Below are 17,504 nucleotides of genomic sequence, written 5' to 3'. Positions count from 1 at the left end.
ATGGTTCTTGATGCCACCGGTAATCCCCAGACCATCCTGCTGCTCGGCGGTACCTCCGAGATCGGGCTGGCGATCTGCGAGCGCTTCCTGCGCAACGCCAAGGCCCGCGTCGTGCTCGCCGACCTCCCGGGCCACCCCAAGCGTGACGACGCCATCGCCCAGATGGAGGCCGCCGGCGCGAAATCCGTCGAGTGGATCGACTTCGACGGCGTCGACACCGACAGCCACCCCAAGGTCATCGACGCCGCCTTCGCCGGAGGCGACGTCGACGTGGCCATCGTGGCGTTCGGCCTGCTCGGCGACGCCGAGGAACTGTGGCAGAACCAGCGCAAGGCCGTGCAGATCGCCGAGATCAACTACACCGCCGCGGTTTCGGTCGGTGTACTCCTCGGCGAGAAGATGCGTGCGCAGGGTTTCGGCCGCATCATCGCAATGAGTTCGGCCGCCGGAGAGCGGGTACGGCGTTCGAACTTCGTCTACGGATCGACCAAGGCCGGCCTGGACGGCTTCTATCTCGGACTGGGAGAAGCACTGCGCGAGTTCGGTGTTCGAGTGCTGGTGATCAGGCCCGGCCAGGTGCGTACCGGCACGACGATCGCGTACTGGAAGGCCACCGGCGCCAAGGAAGCGCCGTTCACGGTCGACAAGGAAGACGTCGCCGAACTGGCGGTCGCGGCATCGGCCAAGGGCAAGGATCTGGTGTGGGCGCCGGGAGCGTTTCGGTACGTGATGATGGTGATCCGGCACATTCCGCGCGCGATCATGCGCAAGCTGCCGATCTAGCCATGCGGGGCGCGCTGGCCACGCTGGGCCAGATGGCCGTGGCGGTCATCATCGCGGTGACCGTGGCCGCGGTGTCCCTCGTCGCGATCGCGCGCGTGGAATGGCCGGCCTACAACTCGTCGAACCAGCTGCACGCCCTGACCACCGTCGGCCAATTCGCCTGTCTGGCTGGTCTGTTCGCGTCCGGGCTACTGTGGCGGCGAGGTCGACGCGTCCTGGCCCGGCTCTCGACGCTGCTGTTCCTGTCGGCGTTCTCGGTCGTGACGCTGGCGATGCCGTTGGGTGCGACGAAGCTGTACCTGTTCGGCATCTCCGTCGACCAGCAGTTCCGCACCGAGTACCTGACACGCCTCGCCGACAGCCCCGGCCTGCACGACATGACCTACTACGGTCTGCCGCCGTTCTATCCGCCGGGCTGGTTCTGGATCGGTGGCCGGATGGCGGCGCTGAGCGGCACCCCCGCGTGGGAGATGTTCAAGCCGTGGTCCATCATCTCGATCACCATCGCGATCGTGCTGGCATTCGTGTTGTGGGCCGCCATGATCCGCTTCGAGTACGCGCTCATCGTGACGACCGCGACCGCCGCGGCCACGCTCGCGTATTCGCCCGCCGAGCCGTACGCCGCCGTCATCACCGTGTTGCTGCCACCGGTCTTCGTGCTCGCGTGGTCGGGGCTGCGGGGCGGTCATCGTAAGGGCGGGTGGGCGGCCGTCATCGCAACGGGTGTGTTTCTCGGTGTCGCAGCGCTGTTCTACTCGCTGCTGCTCGGCTACGCCGCGTTCACGCTGGCGATCATGGCGTTCACCCTCGCCGCGGTTCGCCGTTCCGTCGATCCACTGCTGAGACTGCTTGTCATCGCAGCGATCTCGGCGGCCATGTGGCTGATCGGCCTTGGCCCGTGGCTGCTGGCCGCATCCAGGGGCGAGCCCGCCGAGTCCGGTACGGCGATGCACTACCTGCCGGAAGCGGGCGCCAATCTCGAATTCCCGATGCTGCGCTTCACCCTGCTCGGCATGCTCTGCATGCTCGGCACGCTGTGGCTGGTGTGGCGCGCCCGCTCGTCGACCCGCGCGGGTGCGCTGGCCGTCGGCGTGCTCGCCGTCTACGCGTGGTCGCTGCTGTCGATGCTCACCACGCTGGCCGGCACCACCCTGCTGTCGTTCCGGCTGCAGCCGGCGCTGACGGTGCTGCTGGCCGCGGCGGGCGCCTTCGGCTTCATCGAAGTCAGCTTGGCGATCGCGCACAGGTATCAACCCGAAACCGCCAAGCGGGTCGTCGCCGCGGCGGCGACGCTCGGCACCCTCGGCGCGCTGACCTTCGCACAGGACATCCCCGACGTGCTGCGCCCCGACATCGTCGTCGCCTACACCGACACCGACGGCTACGGCCAGCGCGCCGACCGTCGGCCCCCCGGAGCCGAGCGCTACTACCGCGAGATCGACGCCAGGATCGGCGAGGTGACGGGTCGGCCGCGCCACGAGACCGTCGTACTCACGGCGGACTACAGCTTCCTGTCGTACTACCCCTATTACGGCTTCCAGGGGCTGACGTCGCACTACGCGAACCCGCTTGCCCAATTCGAGAAGCGCGCGGACACCATCGAGGGCTGGGCCACGCTGACCGACGCCGACCAGTTCATCGACAACCTTGACGCACTGCCGTGGAAGGCGCCCGACGTCTTCCTGATGCGCCGGGGCGGCCCGTCCGGTGCGGCTGACACCTACACGTTGCGACTGGCGTCGGACGTCTACCCCAACCAGCCCAACGTCCGGCGCTACCACGTCGCACTCGACAAGGCCCTGTTCGACGATCCGCGCTTCGATGTGTCCGACATCGGGCCGTTCGTGCTGGCCATTCGGCTGCCCAACTAGGATCAACCCCCGTGATCGCCGCCGGGAGTAACCACCGGACTGCACGGCTTATCGCCATCGTCGCCGGATTGGTCGGAGCGGCGCTGGCGATCGCCACCCCGCTGCTGCCGGTGACGCAGACCACCGCGCAGCTCAACTGGCCGCAGAACGGGGTGCTGCAAAGCGTCGACGCGCCGCTGATCGGCTACGTAGCCACCGATCTGACGATCACGGTGCCGTGCAGCGCGGCGGCCGGCCTTGCCGGTCAGGAGAACCGCAGCCGCACCGTGTTGTTGTCCACGGTGCCCAAGCAGGCACCCAAGGCGATCGACCGCGGTCTGCTGATCGAACGGGTCAACAACGACCTGCTCGTCATCGTCCGCAACACCCCGGTGGTCAGCGCACCGCTGAACCAGGTGCTCAGCCCGGCGTGCCAGAAGCTCACGTTCACCGCTCAGGCCGACAAGGTGACCGGCGAATTCGTCGGCCTTAAGAAGGGGCCCGACTCCGATGATCCCGGCGCGCCCCTGCGCGGTGAGCGCGGCGGGTACGACTTCCGCCCGCAGATCGTCGGCGTCTTCACCGATCTGTCCGGCCCGGCGCCGCCCGGCCTGCAGTTCTCGGCGACGCTGGACACCCGCTACAGCAGTTCGCCGACGCTGCTGAAGCTGCTCACGATCATCGTCGGGGTGGCGTTGACGATCGTCTCGCTCGGCGCCCTGCACGTGCTGGACACCGCCGACGGCCGATCGGTCAAGCGCTTCCTGCCGCCGCGCTGGTGGTCGGTCAAGCCGTTGGACGGTGTGGTCACCGCGGTGCTGGTGTGGTGGCACTTCGTCGGAGCCAACACCGCCGACGACGGCTACATCCTCACGATGGCGCGGGTGTCCGAACACGCCGGTTACATGGCCAACTACTACCGATGGTTCGGCACCCCCGAGGCGCCGTTCGGCTGGTACTACGACCTGCTGGCCCTGTGGGCGCACGTCAGCACCAACAGCGTCTGGATGCGGCTGCCCACTCTCGCGATGGCGCTGGCGTGCTGGTGGGTGATCAGTCGCGAGGTGCTGCCGCGACTGGGCCACGCCGTCAAGACCAGCCAGGCCGCGGCGTGGACCGCGGCGGGAATGTTCCTCGCGTTCTGGCTGCCGCTGAACAACGGCCTGCGTCCTGAACCGATCATCGCGCTCGGCATCCTGCTCACCTGGTGCTCGGTCGAACGGGGCGTGGCCACCAGCAGGGTGCTCCCGGTGGCCATCGCCATCATCATCGGTGCACTCACGCTGTTCTCCGGACCGACGGGCATCGCCGCGGTCGGCGCGCTGCTCGTCGCGGTTGGGCCCCTGAAAACCATTGTGGCCGCTCATACTTCGCGATTCGGGTACCTGGCGCTGCTCGCCCCGATCCTCGCGGCAGGCACCGTGACGATCTTCCTGATCTTCCGCGACCAGACGTTGGCCGGCGAACTGCAGGCCAGCACGTTCAAGTCGGCCGTGGGCCCCAGCCTGAGCTGGTTCGACGAGCACATCCGCTACGAGCGACTGTTCACGACCAGCCCGGACGGCTCGGTGGCCCGCCGGTTCGCGGTGCTCACCCTGCTGTTGACGCTCGCGGTGTCGGTGGCGATGTCGTTGCGCAAGTACCGGATTCCGGGGACCGCGCTCGGGCCCGGCCGCCGCATCATCGGCATCACGGTGATCTCGTTCCTGGCGCTGATGTTCACTCCGACCAAGTGGACGCATCACTTCGGCGTGTTCGCCGGGTTGGCTGGGTCGCTCGGCGCGCTTGCCGCGGTCGCCGTCACCGCGGTCGCGATGCGCTCGCGCCGCAACCGCTCGGTGTTCGCGGCAGCGGTGCTGTTCGTGATGGCGTTGTCGTTCGCGACCGTCAACGGGTGGTGGTACGTCTCCAACTTCGGGGTGCCGTGGTCCAACCAGTTCCCCGAGTGGAAGTTCGGCTTCACCACCATGTTGCTGGGCTTCTCGGTCCTCGCGCTGCTACTCGCGGCGTGGTTCCACTTCTCCGGGCGCGATGAATCACCGCCTGGCCCGCCGACCCGGTGGCAGCGGATCATCCAGTCGCCGTTGGCGATTGCGACATGGGTGCTGGTCGTGTTCGAGGTGCTCTCGCTGACGCTGGCGATGGTAGACCAGTATCCGGCCTGGAGCGTCGGCCGATCCAACCTCGAAGCGGTGGCGGGCAAGTCCTGCGGGATGGCCGAGGACGTGCTCGTCGAAGAAGACCCAAACGCCGCCATGCTGGAGCCCGTCGACACCCCCGTCGGCGATGCTCTGGGAGCGCTGACCGCAGAAGGCTTCGGGCCCAACGGAATTCCGTCCGACGTATCGGCCGACGAATCCGCGAGCGGTCCCGGCACCGCCACCAACTTCGCCGACACCCCTGAAGCCGAGGACACCGCAGGCGAGGCGGGCACCGAGGGCGGCACCACCGCCGCGGCGGGCGTCAACGGATCCCGGGCGCGCCTGCCCTACGGTCTCGACCCGGCCACCACACCCGTGATGGGCAGCTGGCGCAGCGGCACCCAGCAGCCGGCCGAGCTTCGCTCCGCGTGGTACCGGCTGCCCGAAGATCGCGATGACGCGGGCCCGCTGCTGGTGGTCGCCGCCGCCGGCCGCTTCGACCCGGGCGAGGTCACCCTGCAGTGGGCGAACGACGAACAGGCGGCGGCCGACGAGCCGGGCGGCGGCGTCGGGTTCGCCGACGTCGGCGCGGTGCCGGCCTGGCGCAACCTGCGCGCCCCGATGGCCGCGATTCCCACCGACGCCACCCAGGTGCGGCTGGTCGCCAACGACGACGACCTCAACCCGCAGCACTGGATCGCCGTCACCCCGCCGCGAATACCGCAGCTGCGCACACTGCAGGATGTCGTCGGCACCCAGGATCCGGTGCTGCTGGACTGGCTGGTGGGCCTCGCGTTCCCGTGCCAGCGCCCCTTCGCCCATCAGTACGGCCTCACCGAGGTGCCCAAGTGGCGCATCCTGCCCGACCGGTTCGGCGCCGAGGCCAACTCGCCGGTCATGGACTACCTCGGCGGCGGTCCGCTGGGCATCACGGAACTGCTGGTGCGGGCCACCACGGTGCCCAGCTACCTGAAGGACGACTGGTTCCGCGACTGGGGTGCGCTGCAGCAGCTCACGCCGTGGTACCCGAACGCCGAGCCCGCGCGGCTGGAACTCGGAAAGGCCAAGCGTAGCGGGCTGTGGAGCCCGGCGCCGCTGCGACTGTCCTGACGACAACGGCGTCCGACGTGACGGGTCGCGGCCCGCCGGAGTAACCACGTGGCGGAAATTCGAACCGAATCGCGCCATGCCGTTACAAGGGCCGTCACGAGGGGCGCATCGGCCCGCCGGTCAATATCAAGCTGCGCACGGCCCCGCATGGTCGGCGCGGACAGCCCCGTCGCATACCATCGAGCCTCGTGCCACGCGACGAACAAGAGCGGACCTACCGGTTCGCGCGCCTGATCGCGGTCGTCGCAGGCATCGCCGGGCTGCTGCTGTGCGGGCTGGTTCCGCTGCTGCCGGTCAAACAGACCACCGCCACCATTCTGTGGCCCCAGACGTCCAGCCCCGACGGGCTGATCACCGACATCACCGCACCGCTGGTGTCCGGCGCACCCCTGGCCCTCGACATCTCGATCCCCTGCCAGGCCGTCGCCACGCTGCCCGAAGAGGGCGGCCTGGTCGTGTCGACCGTGCCGCCCGCCGGTATCGACTCCAGCCGCAACGGCCTGTTCGTCCGCGCCACCGAAGATGTCGTGGTGGTCGCGGTGCGTGACTCCGTCGCCGCGGTGGCACCCCGACCTGCCGTGGAGTCCGGCGCGTGCAGCACGCTGCACCTCTGGGCCAACCCCGGCGAGGTCGGCGCCGACTTCATCGGCATCCCCGGCGCGGCGGGCACCCTGTCGGCCGAGAAGAAGCCACAGGTCGCCGGCGTCTTCACCGATCTCGAGGTGGCCGCGCAGGCGGGGCTGTCGGGCCGCATCGACATCGACACCCGTTTCATCACCTCGCCGACAACGCTCAAGCTGGCCGTGATGGTGCTCGGGGTGGTCTGTGTGATCGCGTCGATGGTGGCGATGGCCGTCCTCGACCGCCGCCGGAGCCGCAGGGTCGCCCACGCATGGCGGCGATTCTGGCGGGTGGGCTGGGCCACCTGGCTCGCCGACATCGGCGTCGTTGGGACGCTGCTGCTCTGGCACATCATCGGCGCACTGTCCTCGGACGACGGCTACAACCTGACCATCGCCAGGGTGTCCACCGAGGCCGGCTACACCGCGAACTACTACCGCTTCTTCGGCGCCACCGAAGCGCCCTTCGACTGGTATCAGTCGGTGCTCGCGCACCTCGCGGCGATCAGCACCGCGAGCGTGTGGATGCGCATCCCCGCGACGCTGGCCGGCATCGGCGCCTGGCTGATCCTGAGCCGCTGGGTGCTACCCCGGCTGGGCGCGCGCCTTGCTGCGAACCGCGTCACCGTATGGACAGCGGGAGCGGTGTTCCTGGCGGCCTGGCTGCCGTTCAACAACGGGCTGCGTCCCGAACCGCTCATCGCGTTCGGTGTCATCGCGGCCTGGGCACTGGTCGAGTACGCGATCGGCACCCGACGGCTGCTGCCCTACGCGGTCGCCATCGTGGTGGCCGCGTTCTCGGTGACGCTGGCGCCGCAGGGCCTGATCGCGGTCGCGCCGCTGCTCGTCGGCGCTCGCGCCGTCGCACGCATCATCCGCGACCGTCGCGCGCTCGACGGAGTCCTCGCACCGCTGGCCACCCTGCTCTCGTCGGCCGCCCTGCTCTTCGTCATCGTGTTCCGCGACCAGACCCTGGCCACCGTCGCCGAGTCGGCACGCATCAAATACGTCGTCGGACCCACGATCGCCTGGTATCAGGACTTCCTGCGCTACTACTTCCTGACTGTCGAGGACAGCGTCGACTCCTCGCTGACACGTCGCTTCGCGGTGCTGGTGCTGCTGCTGTGCCTGTTCGGCATGCTCGCGGTCCTGCTGCGCAGGAGTGCGGTGCCCGGTATGGCGCGCGGACCGGTGTGGCGGCTGATCGGGACGACGGCCATCGGCCTGCTGCTACTGACGTTCACACCGACGAAGTGGGCGGTGCAGTTCGGAGCGTTCGCCGCGCTGGCCGGTGCACTCGGCGCCGTCACGGCGTTCTCGTTCGCCAGGGTCGGACTGCACAGCCGACGCAACATCGCGCTGTACGTGACAGCGCTGCTGTTCGTATTGGCCTGGGCGACTTCGGGTATCAACGGCTGGTTCTACGTCGGTAACTACGGGGTGCCGTGGTTCGACAAGCAGCCGGTGATCGCCGGATTCCCCGTGCTGACCATCTTCCTGGTGCTGGCGATTCTGACGGGCCTGCTCGCCGGCTGGCTGCACTTCCGCATGGACTACACCGGTCACACCGAGGTCGCCAGCACCGGCCGCAACCGGGCGTTGGCATCGACGCCGCTGCTGGTCGTCGCCGTCATCATGGTGGTGCTCGAAGTCGGCTCACTGGCCAAGGGCGCCGCCCAGCGCTACCCCGTCTACACCACCGCGAAGGCCAACGTCGCCGCCCTGACGTCCGGCCTGTCCTCCACCAGCTGCGCCATGGCCGACGACGTGCTCGTCGAACCGGACACCAATGCCGGGATGCTGCAGCCGGTTCCGGGCCAGCGGTTCGGTGAGTACGGGCCGCTCGGCGGCGAGGATCCGGTGGGCTTCACTCCGAACGGCGTCAGCGACACCCTCGAGCCCGCCGAGCCCGTCACCGCCAACCCCGGTCTGGTGAACTCCGACGGCTCCCCCAACGAACCGAATGTCGGCATCGGCTACGCGGCGGGCACCGGCGGCGGCTACGGACCCGTCGGCGTCAACGGATCCAACGTCTTCCTGCCGTTCGGCCTGGATCCCAAGCGCACCCCGGTGATGGGCAGCTACGACGAGAACACCCTTGCGGCCAAGGTCACGTCGGCGTGGTACCAGTTGCCGCCGCGGACCCCGGACCGGCCGTTGGTGACCGTCGCCGCCGCAGGCGCCATCTGGTACTACGAGGAGGACGGCTCCTTCAATTACGGGCAGTCGCTGAAACTGCAGTGGGGTGTGCATCGCCCCGACGGCAGCTATCAGGCCCTCGGCGATGTGCAGCCCATCGACATCTTCCCCCAAAAGGCTTGGCGCAACCTGCGTTTCCCGCTCGCATGGGCGCCGCCGGAGGCCAACGTCGCGCGCATCGTCGCCGACGACCCCAACCTCTCCGATGACCAGTGGTTCGCCTTCACCCCGCCGCGGGTGCCCGTGCTCGAAACCGCCCAACAACTGCTCGGATCGGAAACGCCGGTGATGCTGGACATCGCGACGGCGGCGAACTTCCCCTGCCAGCGTCCGTTCTCCGAACACCTCGGCGTCGCAGAGCTTCCGGAGTACCGCATTCAGCCCAACTTCAAGCAGATCGTGTCGTCGTCGAACATGTGGCAGTCCGCGCAGGACGGCGGACCGTTCCTGTTCATCCAGGCGCTGCTGCGCACCACGGCCGTCCCGAGCTACCTGCGTGACGACTGGTACCGCGACTGGGGTTCCATCGAGCGCTACCAGCGGGTGGTACCGGCATCGCGGGCGCCGAACGCCAACGTCGAACAGGGCACGCAACGCGTCTTCGGCTGGAGTCGCAACGGACCGATCAGGGCGCTGCCATGAACGGGACCATGACTGAGCTTCGGGACCAGAGGGGCGTACAGACGGCGCGTTGGGTGGCGATGATCGCCGGGCTCATCGGCTTCGTCCTGTCCGTGGCGACACCGCTGCTGCCGGTGGTGCAGACCACGGCGACGCTCAACTGGCCGCAGGCCGGACAGATGAACAACGTCACGGCGCCGCTGATCTCGCTGACCCCGGTGTCGATGACGGCGACGGTGCCCTGCGAGGTCATCCGTGCGATGCCGCCGCGCGGCGGCATGGTGTTGGGAACGGCGCCGAAGGACGGTAAGCAGGCTGCGCTGCAGGGCCTGTTCGTCACGGTCTCCGCGCAGCGGGTGGACATCACCGACCGCAACGTCGTGGTGGCCAGCGTGCCGCGGGCAAGGGTCCTATCCCCGGAGTGCCAGCGCATCGAGATCACGTCGTCGGAGGCTGGCACGTTCGCGACGTTCGTCGGGCTGCGGAAAGCCGATGGGACGGAGCAGTACACCGGCTTCGTCGATCCGAACCTGCGGCCGCAGATCGTCGGCGTCTTCACCGACCTGACGGGACCGGCGCCGCCGGGGCTCTCGGTGTCGGCGGTGATCGACACCCGGTTCACCACGCACCCAACGGCTTTGAAGCTCTCGGCGATGGTGCTGGCGATGGTCGCGACGATCATCGCGCTGGTCGCGCTGTGGAAGTTGGACCAGGTCGACGGCCGGCGGATGCGACGTGTCATCCCGTCGCGGTGGCGCACCTTCAGCGCCACCGATGTGGTGGTGGTCGGCGGCTTCATGCTGTGGCACATCATCGGCGCGAACTCGTCCGACGACGGCTACCAGCTGCAGATGGCGCGCATCGCGGGCCACGCCGGCTACATGTCGAACTACTTCCGATGGTTCGGCAGCCCCGAGGATCCGTTCGGCTGGTATTACAACCTGCTGGCGCTGATGACCAGCGTCAGCGATTCGAGTATCTGGATCCGGCTTCCCGACCTGGTGTGCGGAATCGTGTGCTGGCTCTTGCTGTCCCGCGAGGTGTTGCCGAGGCTGGGCCCCGCGGTGGCGTCGAGCCGCGCGGCGGTGTGGGCGGCGGGCCTGGTTCTGCTGGCAGCGTGGATGCCGTTCAACAACGGCCTGCGGCCGGAAGGCCAGATCGCCACCGGCGCGCTCATCACCTACGTCCTGATCGAGCGGGCCATCGCCTCGGGGCGGATGACACCGGCGGCTCTGGCCACCCTGACCGCCGCGTTCACCCTGGGCATCCAGCCCACCGGGCTCATCGCGGTCGCCGCGCTGCTGGCGGGCGGGCGGCCGATCCTGCGGATCCTCGTGCGCAGACACCGCCTCGTCGGCACCTGGCCGCTGGTGTTGCCGATGCTGGCCGCGGGAACGGTGATCCTGACCGTCGTCTTCGCCGACCAGACGATCGCAACGGTGATGGAAGCCACCAGAATTCGCACGTCCGTCGGGCCCGCGCAGGAGTGGTGGACCGAGAACCTGCGCTACTACTACCTCATTCTGCCGACCGTCGACGGCTCGTTGTCGCGCCGGTTCGGGTTCCTGATCACCGCGCTGGCCCTGTTCGCCTCGTTGTTCATCCTGTTGCGGCGCAAGCGGGTTCCCGGTGTGGCCCGCGGTCCCGCGTGGCGACTGATCGGCACGATCTTCGGCACGATCTTCTTCCTGCAGTTCGCGCCGACCAAGTGGGTGCATCACTTCGGTCTGTTCGCCGCGGTGGGCGCCGCGATGGCGGCATTGGCGACGGTGCTGGTTTCGCGGTCGGTGCTGCGCTGGTCGCGCAACCGGATGGCGGTCGTCGCAGCGGTATTGTTCCTGCTGGCATTGTGTTTCGCGACCACCAACGGGTGGTGGTACGTGTCGAGTTACGGTGTTCCGTTCAACAACGCGATGCCGAAGATCGGTCCGGTCACCGTCAGCACCATCTTCTTCGCGCTGTTCGCCCTCGCCGCGATATGGGCCGCGTTCCTGCACTTCGCGGACCGGCGCTGGGGTGAGGACCGTGTGACGAGGGCCATCACGGCCGCACCGATTCCCGTTGCGGCGGGATTCATGGTGCTGGTGTTCGTCGGCTCGATGCTCGCGGGTGTGGTGCGTCAGTACCCGACGTATTCCAATGCGTGGGCGAACCTGCGCGCCTTCACCGGCGGGTGCGGTCTGGCCGACGACGTGCTGGTGGAACCCGACCCGAACGACGGCTACCTAAAGGCGCTACCGGGCGACTACGGTCCGCTGGGCCCGCTGGGCGGTGTCGGCGCGACCGGATTCACGCCCAACGGTGTGCCGGAAAAGATTGTCGCCGAGACGATCCGGATGAACCTGCCGATGCCCGGCACCGACTACGACTGGGATCAGCCGACGAAGCGCAAGACGCCGGGTGTCAACCGATCGACGGTCCCACTGCCCTACGGCCTCGACCCGGCACGGGTTCCGTTGGCCGGCAGCTACGTTCAGGGCCCCCAGCAGCAGAGCCGGCTGACGTCGGCATGGTACGAGCTGCCGCCGCGCGAGGATGCTCACCCCCTCGTGGTCATCACTGCGGCGGGCACCATCACCGGCGACAGCGTGTTCAACGGGCGGACCGAGGGTCAGACCGTCGAACTCGAGTACGCGCTGCGCGGCCCGGACGGCAACCCCGTTCCCGCCGGCCGGTTGGTGCCCTACGACCTCGGACCGGCACCGTCATGGCGCAATCTGCGGTTCCCCCGGGAACAGATTCCCGCCGACGCAGTTGCGGTACGCGTCGTGGCCGAAGACGTTTCGCTGACTACCGGCGACTGGATCGCCGTCACCCCGCCTCGGGTGCCGGAACTGCGGTCGGTGCAGGAGTACGTCGGCTCTGATCAGCCGGTCCTGATGGACTGGGCGGTCGGGTTGGCGTTCCCGTGCCAGGAGCCGATGCTGCACGCCAACGGCGTCACCGAGGTTCCCAAGTACCGGATCACGCCGGATTACAACGCGAAGCGCAAGGACACCGACACCTGGCAGGACGGCCTCAACGGCGGGCTGCTCGGCATCAGCGACCTCTTGCTGCGCGCCCACGTGATGGCGACGTACCTGTCGAACGACTGGGGCCGCGACTGGGGCTCACTGCGCAAGTTCGACACCATTGTCGAAGCGGAAGTCGCGCAGCTTCAGTTCGGCACCACCACCCACAGCGGGCTGTACTCACCCGGGCACATCAGGATCAAGCCATGACGTCGGACCGGGTTCGCCTCGGCGGCGCAACGCTCACACGAGTCATCGAGACCCAGGTCGACAATCTGCCGACCGAGGTGTTCCCCTTCACGCCGCCGGATGTCTGGCGCGAAGACACGGAGTTCCAGCCGACCTACTGGAATGAGGACGGCTGGCGAATCGCCATGCAGATCTGGGTCATTCAGGTCGACGGCCAGACCGTGCTCATCGATACCGGCGCGGGCAACGACAAGGCCCGCCCGCTGATGTCGGTGCTGGATCATCTGCAGACCGATTTCCTCGGTGCGCTGGGAGGTGCGGGCTTCGAGCCCGCCGACATCGACGTCGTCGTGAACACCCATCTGCACTTCGACCACGTCGGCTGGAACACCAGGCGCGACGGCGAGGCGTGGGTGCCGACGTTCCCCAACGCGCGCTACCTGGTACCCGAAGCCGACTACCGGCACTTCTGCCCCGATGGTCCGGCGCAGACGTCGAAGCCCGAGTCACCCGAAGCGGAAGCGACGCAGCAGCATGTCCGTACGGTGTTCGCGGACAGCGTGTCTCCGGTGGACGGGCAGATCGAGATGTGGTCCGGCGACCACCGGCTCAGCGATTCGCTGTGGCTGCGTCCCGCACCGGGACACACGCCGGGCGCTTCGGTGGTGTGGCTGGACGCGGGTAAGCCCGCGGTGTTCGTCGGCGACCTGACCCATTGCCCGATGCAGTTGCACCGGCCCAACGATCCGTGTGCGTGGGACGAGGACTTCAATGCGGCGGCGGCGACCCGTAAACGCGTGCTGACCGAAGCGGCACGGCGGCGCGCCGCGGTGATCCCCGCGCACTATCCGGGACACGGCGGCGCGACGGTGGTCGCGCGCGGCGACGCGTTCATGGTCGATGACTGGCTGGAACTTCCGCCGATCTGAGCTACGGCGACTCGGTCGGCGTCGCGGAGTCGTCGACCTCGAGAATGTCGCTGTGACAGTCGACGTGTGATTGTCCGGTCTGCTCCATGCACACCAGTACCGGCTGCTGGCTCTCCGAGGGAAGTGCAACAGCGTCGGGCCCGGGAGTGACTGTGGGACTGGAGATCTCACCGGGATACATCGACCAGATCGACGCGCCGGTGGTCGGCAGGTGCGCACAGTACGCGGGAGCGCCGGTCTCGGTGAGCCCGGCCTCACCGAGCGTGCCGCACTCCGCCCCCACGACCACCACCGGCAGGGCCACGCCCCCCGGCGACGCGGGCGCCGGTGCCGACGCGGTCGTCGGCGGTGCCTTGGCCTCCGCCGGGCGATCTCGGCCACGATCGAACAGCACGAAAGCGCCTGCAGCCAGGGCGATCAGCACCACCGCGATGGCCGCCGGCAGCACCCATCGACGCCGGGAAGGGGCCGCCGCCGGTCTGGCATGTCTGGGTCCCGATGCGCCCGTCGCGGCGTGCGCGGACATCGTCGGCTCCGAGTGGGCGGCCACGGCCGCCGGACCGGAGTGCCACACCGGGCCGGAACCGGAGATGGTGGCGTCGGTTCGATGGGCGAGCGCACGGGCGAAATCGACACACTTGGCGAACCGGTCCTTCGGCGACTTCGCGAGCGCCTTCTCGAAAGCCGGTCCGAGGTTGGACAATTCGGGCCTGCGGGCACCGATCGCGGGTATGTCGCCGGTCAGGTGCTGGCTGATGACGACCGCGGGATTCTCATGCTGAAACGGTGGCGTCCCCGTCAGCAGCTGAAAGGCGGTTGCCGCCAGCGCATACTGGTCGGCCCGGCCGTCGATGCCCTCGCCCATGAGCTGCTCCGGAGCGGCGTACGCGACGGTGCCCACGGTCATGTTGGTGGCCGTCAGATTCGTGGTCGCCCCGTCCCCGATCCGTCTGGCGATCCCGAAATCGGCCAGCATGATCCGCTCGTTGTTGGTCCCGTAGTTGGCCAGCAGGATGTTGGCGGGCTTGACGTCGCGGTGCAGCAGCCCGCGGTCGTGCGCGTAGTCGAGGGCGTCCGCGACGGCGGTGATGATGCGCACGACGTCGTCGGGAGGCATCCCGTTCGGGTAGCTCTCCGACAGCAGTCGGTGCGCGTCGGTGCCGTCGACGTAGTCCATCGAGATCCACAGCTGGCCGTCGACATCGCCGCGGTCATGCACCTCCACGATGTGCTGGTGCCACAGCGTGGCCGCGATGTCGGCCTCCCGGTTGAACCGCTGCCGGTACTCACTGTCGGCGCAGACGGTGGCCGAGAGCACCTTCAGCGCGTCATAGCGCGGCAGCCGGGGATGCTGGGCCAGGTACACCTCGCCCATCCCACCGGCGCCGAGTGAGCGCACGATGGTGTACCCGGCGAGCTCCTGTCCGTCCGCGAGCGGCATGGCCGAATAGTAGTTGTCTGCGGGACCGTCAGTGAGGTGTGCCGAGGTAAGGGAACTCCGACAGGGTGTCCGTATGCGGGCTCAACCCGCTGGGCGGGCACTCACCCTTGGTCAGGAAGGCCAGGCGATAGTCGATGACGTCGTCGGTGAACGTGCGGCCGTTCGGGTACTTCGCGGGTTTGGCCGGGTTGAACGTCAACATGTCGGGCAGCGTGCCCTCCCGGTCGATCGCGGCGATAGCCTGCTCGCGCGAGTAGCCGCCGGTATGGCCCATCAGGTGGATGAACTGCTCGATCCAGCGTTCGCGGTCGCGGACCGGCTCGCTGGCGTTGTACTCCAGCTTGGTGTCGTCGGTGTTGAAGAAGCTGCTGACCGACGGGTGGCCGGCCCGATCGACGTGGTTGAGCGTGCCGTTCTCCCGCAGGCTGCAGCGGCCCCAGATACGGATGTCGGGATCGGCGCCGAGGTATTCGGTGGGCAGTTCGAGCACGGTGGAGAACACGTTGGCGGTCGTGTTGGAGTCCTGACCGGTCCACGGCGACTTGCCGCCGAGCTCGGCGAGGTGGGGTGCGGTGAAGTTGCGCGTCCCCGACGTGTCGAACAGGTTCTTGATGCCGTCGAAGTCGAAGAAGAACGCATCGCTGCGCGCACCCGCGAAGAACGTGAACCCACCCGACTGGTGTATGTCGGGGGTCTTGCCGAACGACACCTCGACTGCGTCGAAGATCTTCTCGCCGACGGCTTCTGGTTCCTTCGCGTCGTCACCGTGTGCGAGGTAGACGTCGACGCTCTGCCGTCCCTCCCGCGGTGTGGAGAAGACGTAGCTGAAGGCGATGTCGTTCTGCAGGTCGCCGTCGTTGTCGACGGCGAGCCGGTAGATGGCGTCGGGGTGCAGCGCGTCGGCGTTCGGATTCGCGTTCAGGATCAGCACGGTGCGCGCCGGGTCGGCAGGCGACTGGAACGCGTACAGGTCGCACAGATCGAGACGCTGATCACCGAGGGGCGGGCCGAGGCTGAGCCCCGTGAAGTGGTTGGACACCAGCCGATTATCGCGGCTAGATCGGTGTCAGGCCGTGCTTTCGCTGCACCCGGGTGATCTGCTTCTGCCGCAGCAGGCGCAGCGACTTGCGCAGCAGCAACCGGGTTTCGTGCGGCTGGATCACCGCGTCGATGTAGCCACGCTCGGCGGCGATCCACGGCGTTGCCATGTTGAGGTTGTAGCCCTCGATGAAATCGGCGCGGATCTTCTGTACCTCGGGCGCAGTGGGATCCGGGAAGCGTTTCACCAACAGCTGGGCCGCGCCCTCGGCGCCGATCACCGCGATGCGCGCGGTCGGCCAGGCGAAGTTGAGGTCCGCCGCCAGCTGCTTGGAGCCCATCACCGCGTACCCGCCGCCGTAGGCCTTGCGGACGATGACGGTCATCTTCGGCACGTCGGCCTCCACGAGCGCGTTGAAGAACCGGCCGCCGCGCTTGATGATGCCGCCCTTCTCCTGTTCGACACCGGGCAACGCGCCAGGAGTGTCGACCACGAAAACCAAAGGGGTGTTGTAGGAGTCGCAGAACCGAATGAACGCCGTCGCCTTGTCCGAGGCTTCGGTGTCGATCGAGCCCGAAAGGTACATGGGCTGGTTGGCGATGACGCCGACCGGACGACCGTCCACGCGCGCAAAGGCCGTGATCATCGCCTGCCCGCGTTGCGCGCCGACCTCGAACACGTCGCCGTCGTCGAAGATCCGTAGCAGGATCTCCATCATGTCGTAGGCCTGGTTGTCCGCGTCCGGCACGATCGAGTCGAGCTCGTAGTCGTGCGGGGTGAGGTCGGGTTCCATACCCGGGTTGACGATCGGCGGATCGTCAAAAGTGTTGGAGGGCAAGAAGCTCAGATAGTCGCGGACGTACTGGAACGCCGCCTCCTCCGACTCCACCACCTGGTGGATGTTGCCGTAGCGCGCCTGATTGTCGGCGCCGCCGAGTTCGTCGAGTGTGACGTCCTCACCTGTGACGTCCTTGATCACGTCGGGACCGGTGATGAACATGTAGCCCTGATCGCGCACCGCCACCACGAGGTCGGTCTGGATCGGCGAGTACACCGCGCCGCCCGCGCACGCGCCGAAGATCAGCGAGATCTCGGGCACCAGGCCGCGCAGCATCTCGTGCCTGCGGCCGAGCTCGGCGTACCACGCCAGCGACGTCACCGCGTCCTGGATCCGCGCACCCGCGGAGTCGTTGATGCCGATGATCGGGCAGCCGACCATCGCCACCCACTCCATGAGCTTGGCGACCTTGCGGCCGAACATCTCGCCGACCGAACCCTGGAACACCGTCTGGTCGTGGCTGAACACGCCGACCGGCCTGCCGTTGATGGTGGCGTGGCCGGTGACGACGCCGTCGCCGTACAGCGCGTTGGGGTCCCCCGGCGTCTTGCAGAGTGCGCCGATCTCGAGGAAGCTGCCCGGATCCACCAGCGAGTGGATGCGGGCGCGGGCGCTCGGGATGCCCTTGCGCTCACGCTTGGCGATGGCCTTCTCTCCACCGGGTTCCTTCGCCAACTCCAGCTTCTCGTGAAGATCGGCCAGCAGCTCCGCGGTGGTTTTGTTGGTCACTCGC

9 protein-coding genes are annotated in these 17,504 nt (G+C 68.1%); 6 read left to right on the top strand and 3 right to left on the bottom strand.

The features are described 5' to 3' along the window. The 6 genes from dprE2 to G6N42_RS22625 all read left to right on the top strand — a co-directional run bounded on the left by dprE2 (window position 1) and on the right by G6N42_RS22625 (window position 13,453). The gene (gene dprE2, locus G6N42_RS22650) at window positions 1–783 is read left to right on the top strand and encodes a decaprenylphospho-beta-D-erythro-pentofuranosid-2-ulose 2-reductase (protein WP_163733157.1); all 783 of its coding nucleotides are present in this window, start codon (window positions 1–3) and stop codon (window positions 781–783) included. 2 nt (window positions 784–785) lie between these two features. After that, the gene (locus tag G6N42_RS22645; RefSeq protein ID WP_163733154.1) at window positions 786–2,654 is read left to right on the top strand and encodes a galactan 5-O-arabinofuranosyltransferase; all 1,869 of its coding nucleotides are present in this window, start codon (window positions 786–788) and stop codon (window positions 2,652–2,654) included. A gap of 11 nt (window positions 2,655–2,665) precedes the next feature. After that, on the top strand, window positions 2,666–5,884 hold the full coding sequence (locus G6N42_RS22640; protein WP_163733151.1) for an arabinosyltransferase domain-containing protein: 3,219 nt from the start codon (window positions 2,666–2,668) through the stop codon (window positions 5,882–5,884). A gap of 188 nt (window positions 5,885–6,072) precedes the next feature. Next, window positions 6,073–9,345 (top strand): arabinosyltransferase domain-containing protein, encoded by a 3,273-nt coding sequence (locus G6N42_RS22635; protein ID WP_163733149.1) that lies wholly within the window; start codon window positions 6,073–6,075, stop codon window positions 9,343–9,345. Continuing rightward, a complete protein-coding gene (locus tag G6N42_RS22630; RefSeq protein WP_232076261.1) occupies window positions 9,342–12,545 on the top strand; it encodes an arabinosyltransferase domain-containing protein in 3,204 nt (1,067 codons plus the stop codon). Before G6N42_RS22635 ends, G6N42_RS22630 begins: the two co-directional genes overlap by 4 nt. Further along, window positions 12,542–13,453, top strand: a complete 912-nt coding sequence (locus G6N42_RS22625; protein WP_163733143.1) for an MBL fold metallo-hydrolase — start codon at window positions 12,542–12,544, stop codon at window positions 13,451–13,453. Before G6N42_RS22630 ends, G6N42_RS22625 begins: the two co-directional genes overlap by 4 nt. A gap of 1 nt (window position 13,454) precedes the next feature. On the opposite strand, the gene G6N42_RS22620 is transcribed toward G6N42_RS22625, so the two are convergent. From G6N42_RS22620 to G6N42_RS22610, 3 genes are read right to left on the bottom strand one after another with little or no spacing between them, the layout of a single operon-like run. Further along, entirely contained in the window at window positions 13,455–14,894 is a 1,440-nt protein-coding gene (locus G6N42_RS22620) for a serine/threonine-protein kinase (RefSeq protein WP_163733140.1), read from the bottom strand. 28 nt (window positions 14,895–14,922) lie between these two features. Further along, window positions 14,923–15,933, bottom strand: a complete 1,011-nt coding sequence (locus G6N42_RS22615) for a DUF4331 family protein (protein ID WP_163733137.1) — start codon at window positions 15,931–15,933, stop codon at window positions 14,923–14,925. Window positions 15,934–15,949: 16 nt separating this feature from the next. Beyond that, window positions 15,950–17,500: an acyl-CoA carboxylase subunit beta gene (locus G6N42_RS22610; RefSeq protein WP_163733134.1), complete on the bottom strand. Its 1,551-nt coding sequence runs from the start codon at window positions 17,498–17,500 to the stop codon at window positions 15,950–15,952. Window positions 17,501–17,504: the final 4 nt, after the last annotated feature.

This window comes from Mycobacterium gallinarum (assembly GCF_010726765.1).
Classification (GTDB): domain Bacteria; phylum Actinomycetota; class Actinomycetes; order Mycobacteriales; family Mycobacteriaceae; genus Mycobacterium; species Mycobacterium gallinarum.
The sequence above is the reverse complement of the archived record's forward strand: the minus strand, read 5'-3'. Positions and strand labels throughout refer to the sequence as shown.

Bases quoted from the DNA above. Each gene is read 5' to 3' on its own strand.
- G6N42_RS22630 (WP_232076261.1), top strand. From the start codon at position 9,342: ATGAACGGGACCATGACTGAGCTTCGGGACCAGAGGGGCGTACAGACG.
- dprE2 (WP_163733157.1), top strand. From the start codon at position 1: ATGGTTCTTGATGCCACCGGTAATCCCCAGACCATCCTGCTGCTCGGC.
- G6N42_RS22625 (WP_163733143.1), top strand. From the start codon at position 12,542: ATGACGTCGGACCGGGTTCGCCTCGGCGGCGCAACGCTCACACGAGTC.
- G6N42_RS22620 (WP_163733140.1), bottom strand. From the start codon at position 14,894: ATGCCGCTCGCGGACGGACAGGAGCTCGCCGGGTACACCATCGTGCGC.
- G6N42_RS22645 (WP_163733154.1), top strand. From the start codon at position 786: ATGCGGGGCGCGCTGGCCACGCTGGGCCAGATGGCCGTGGCGGTCATC.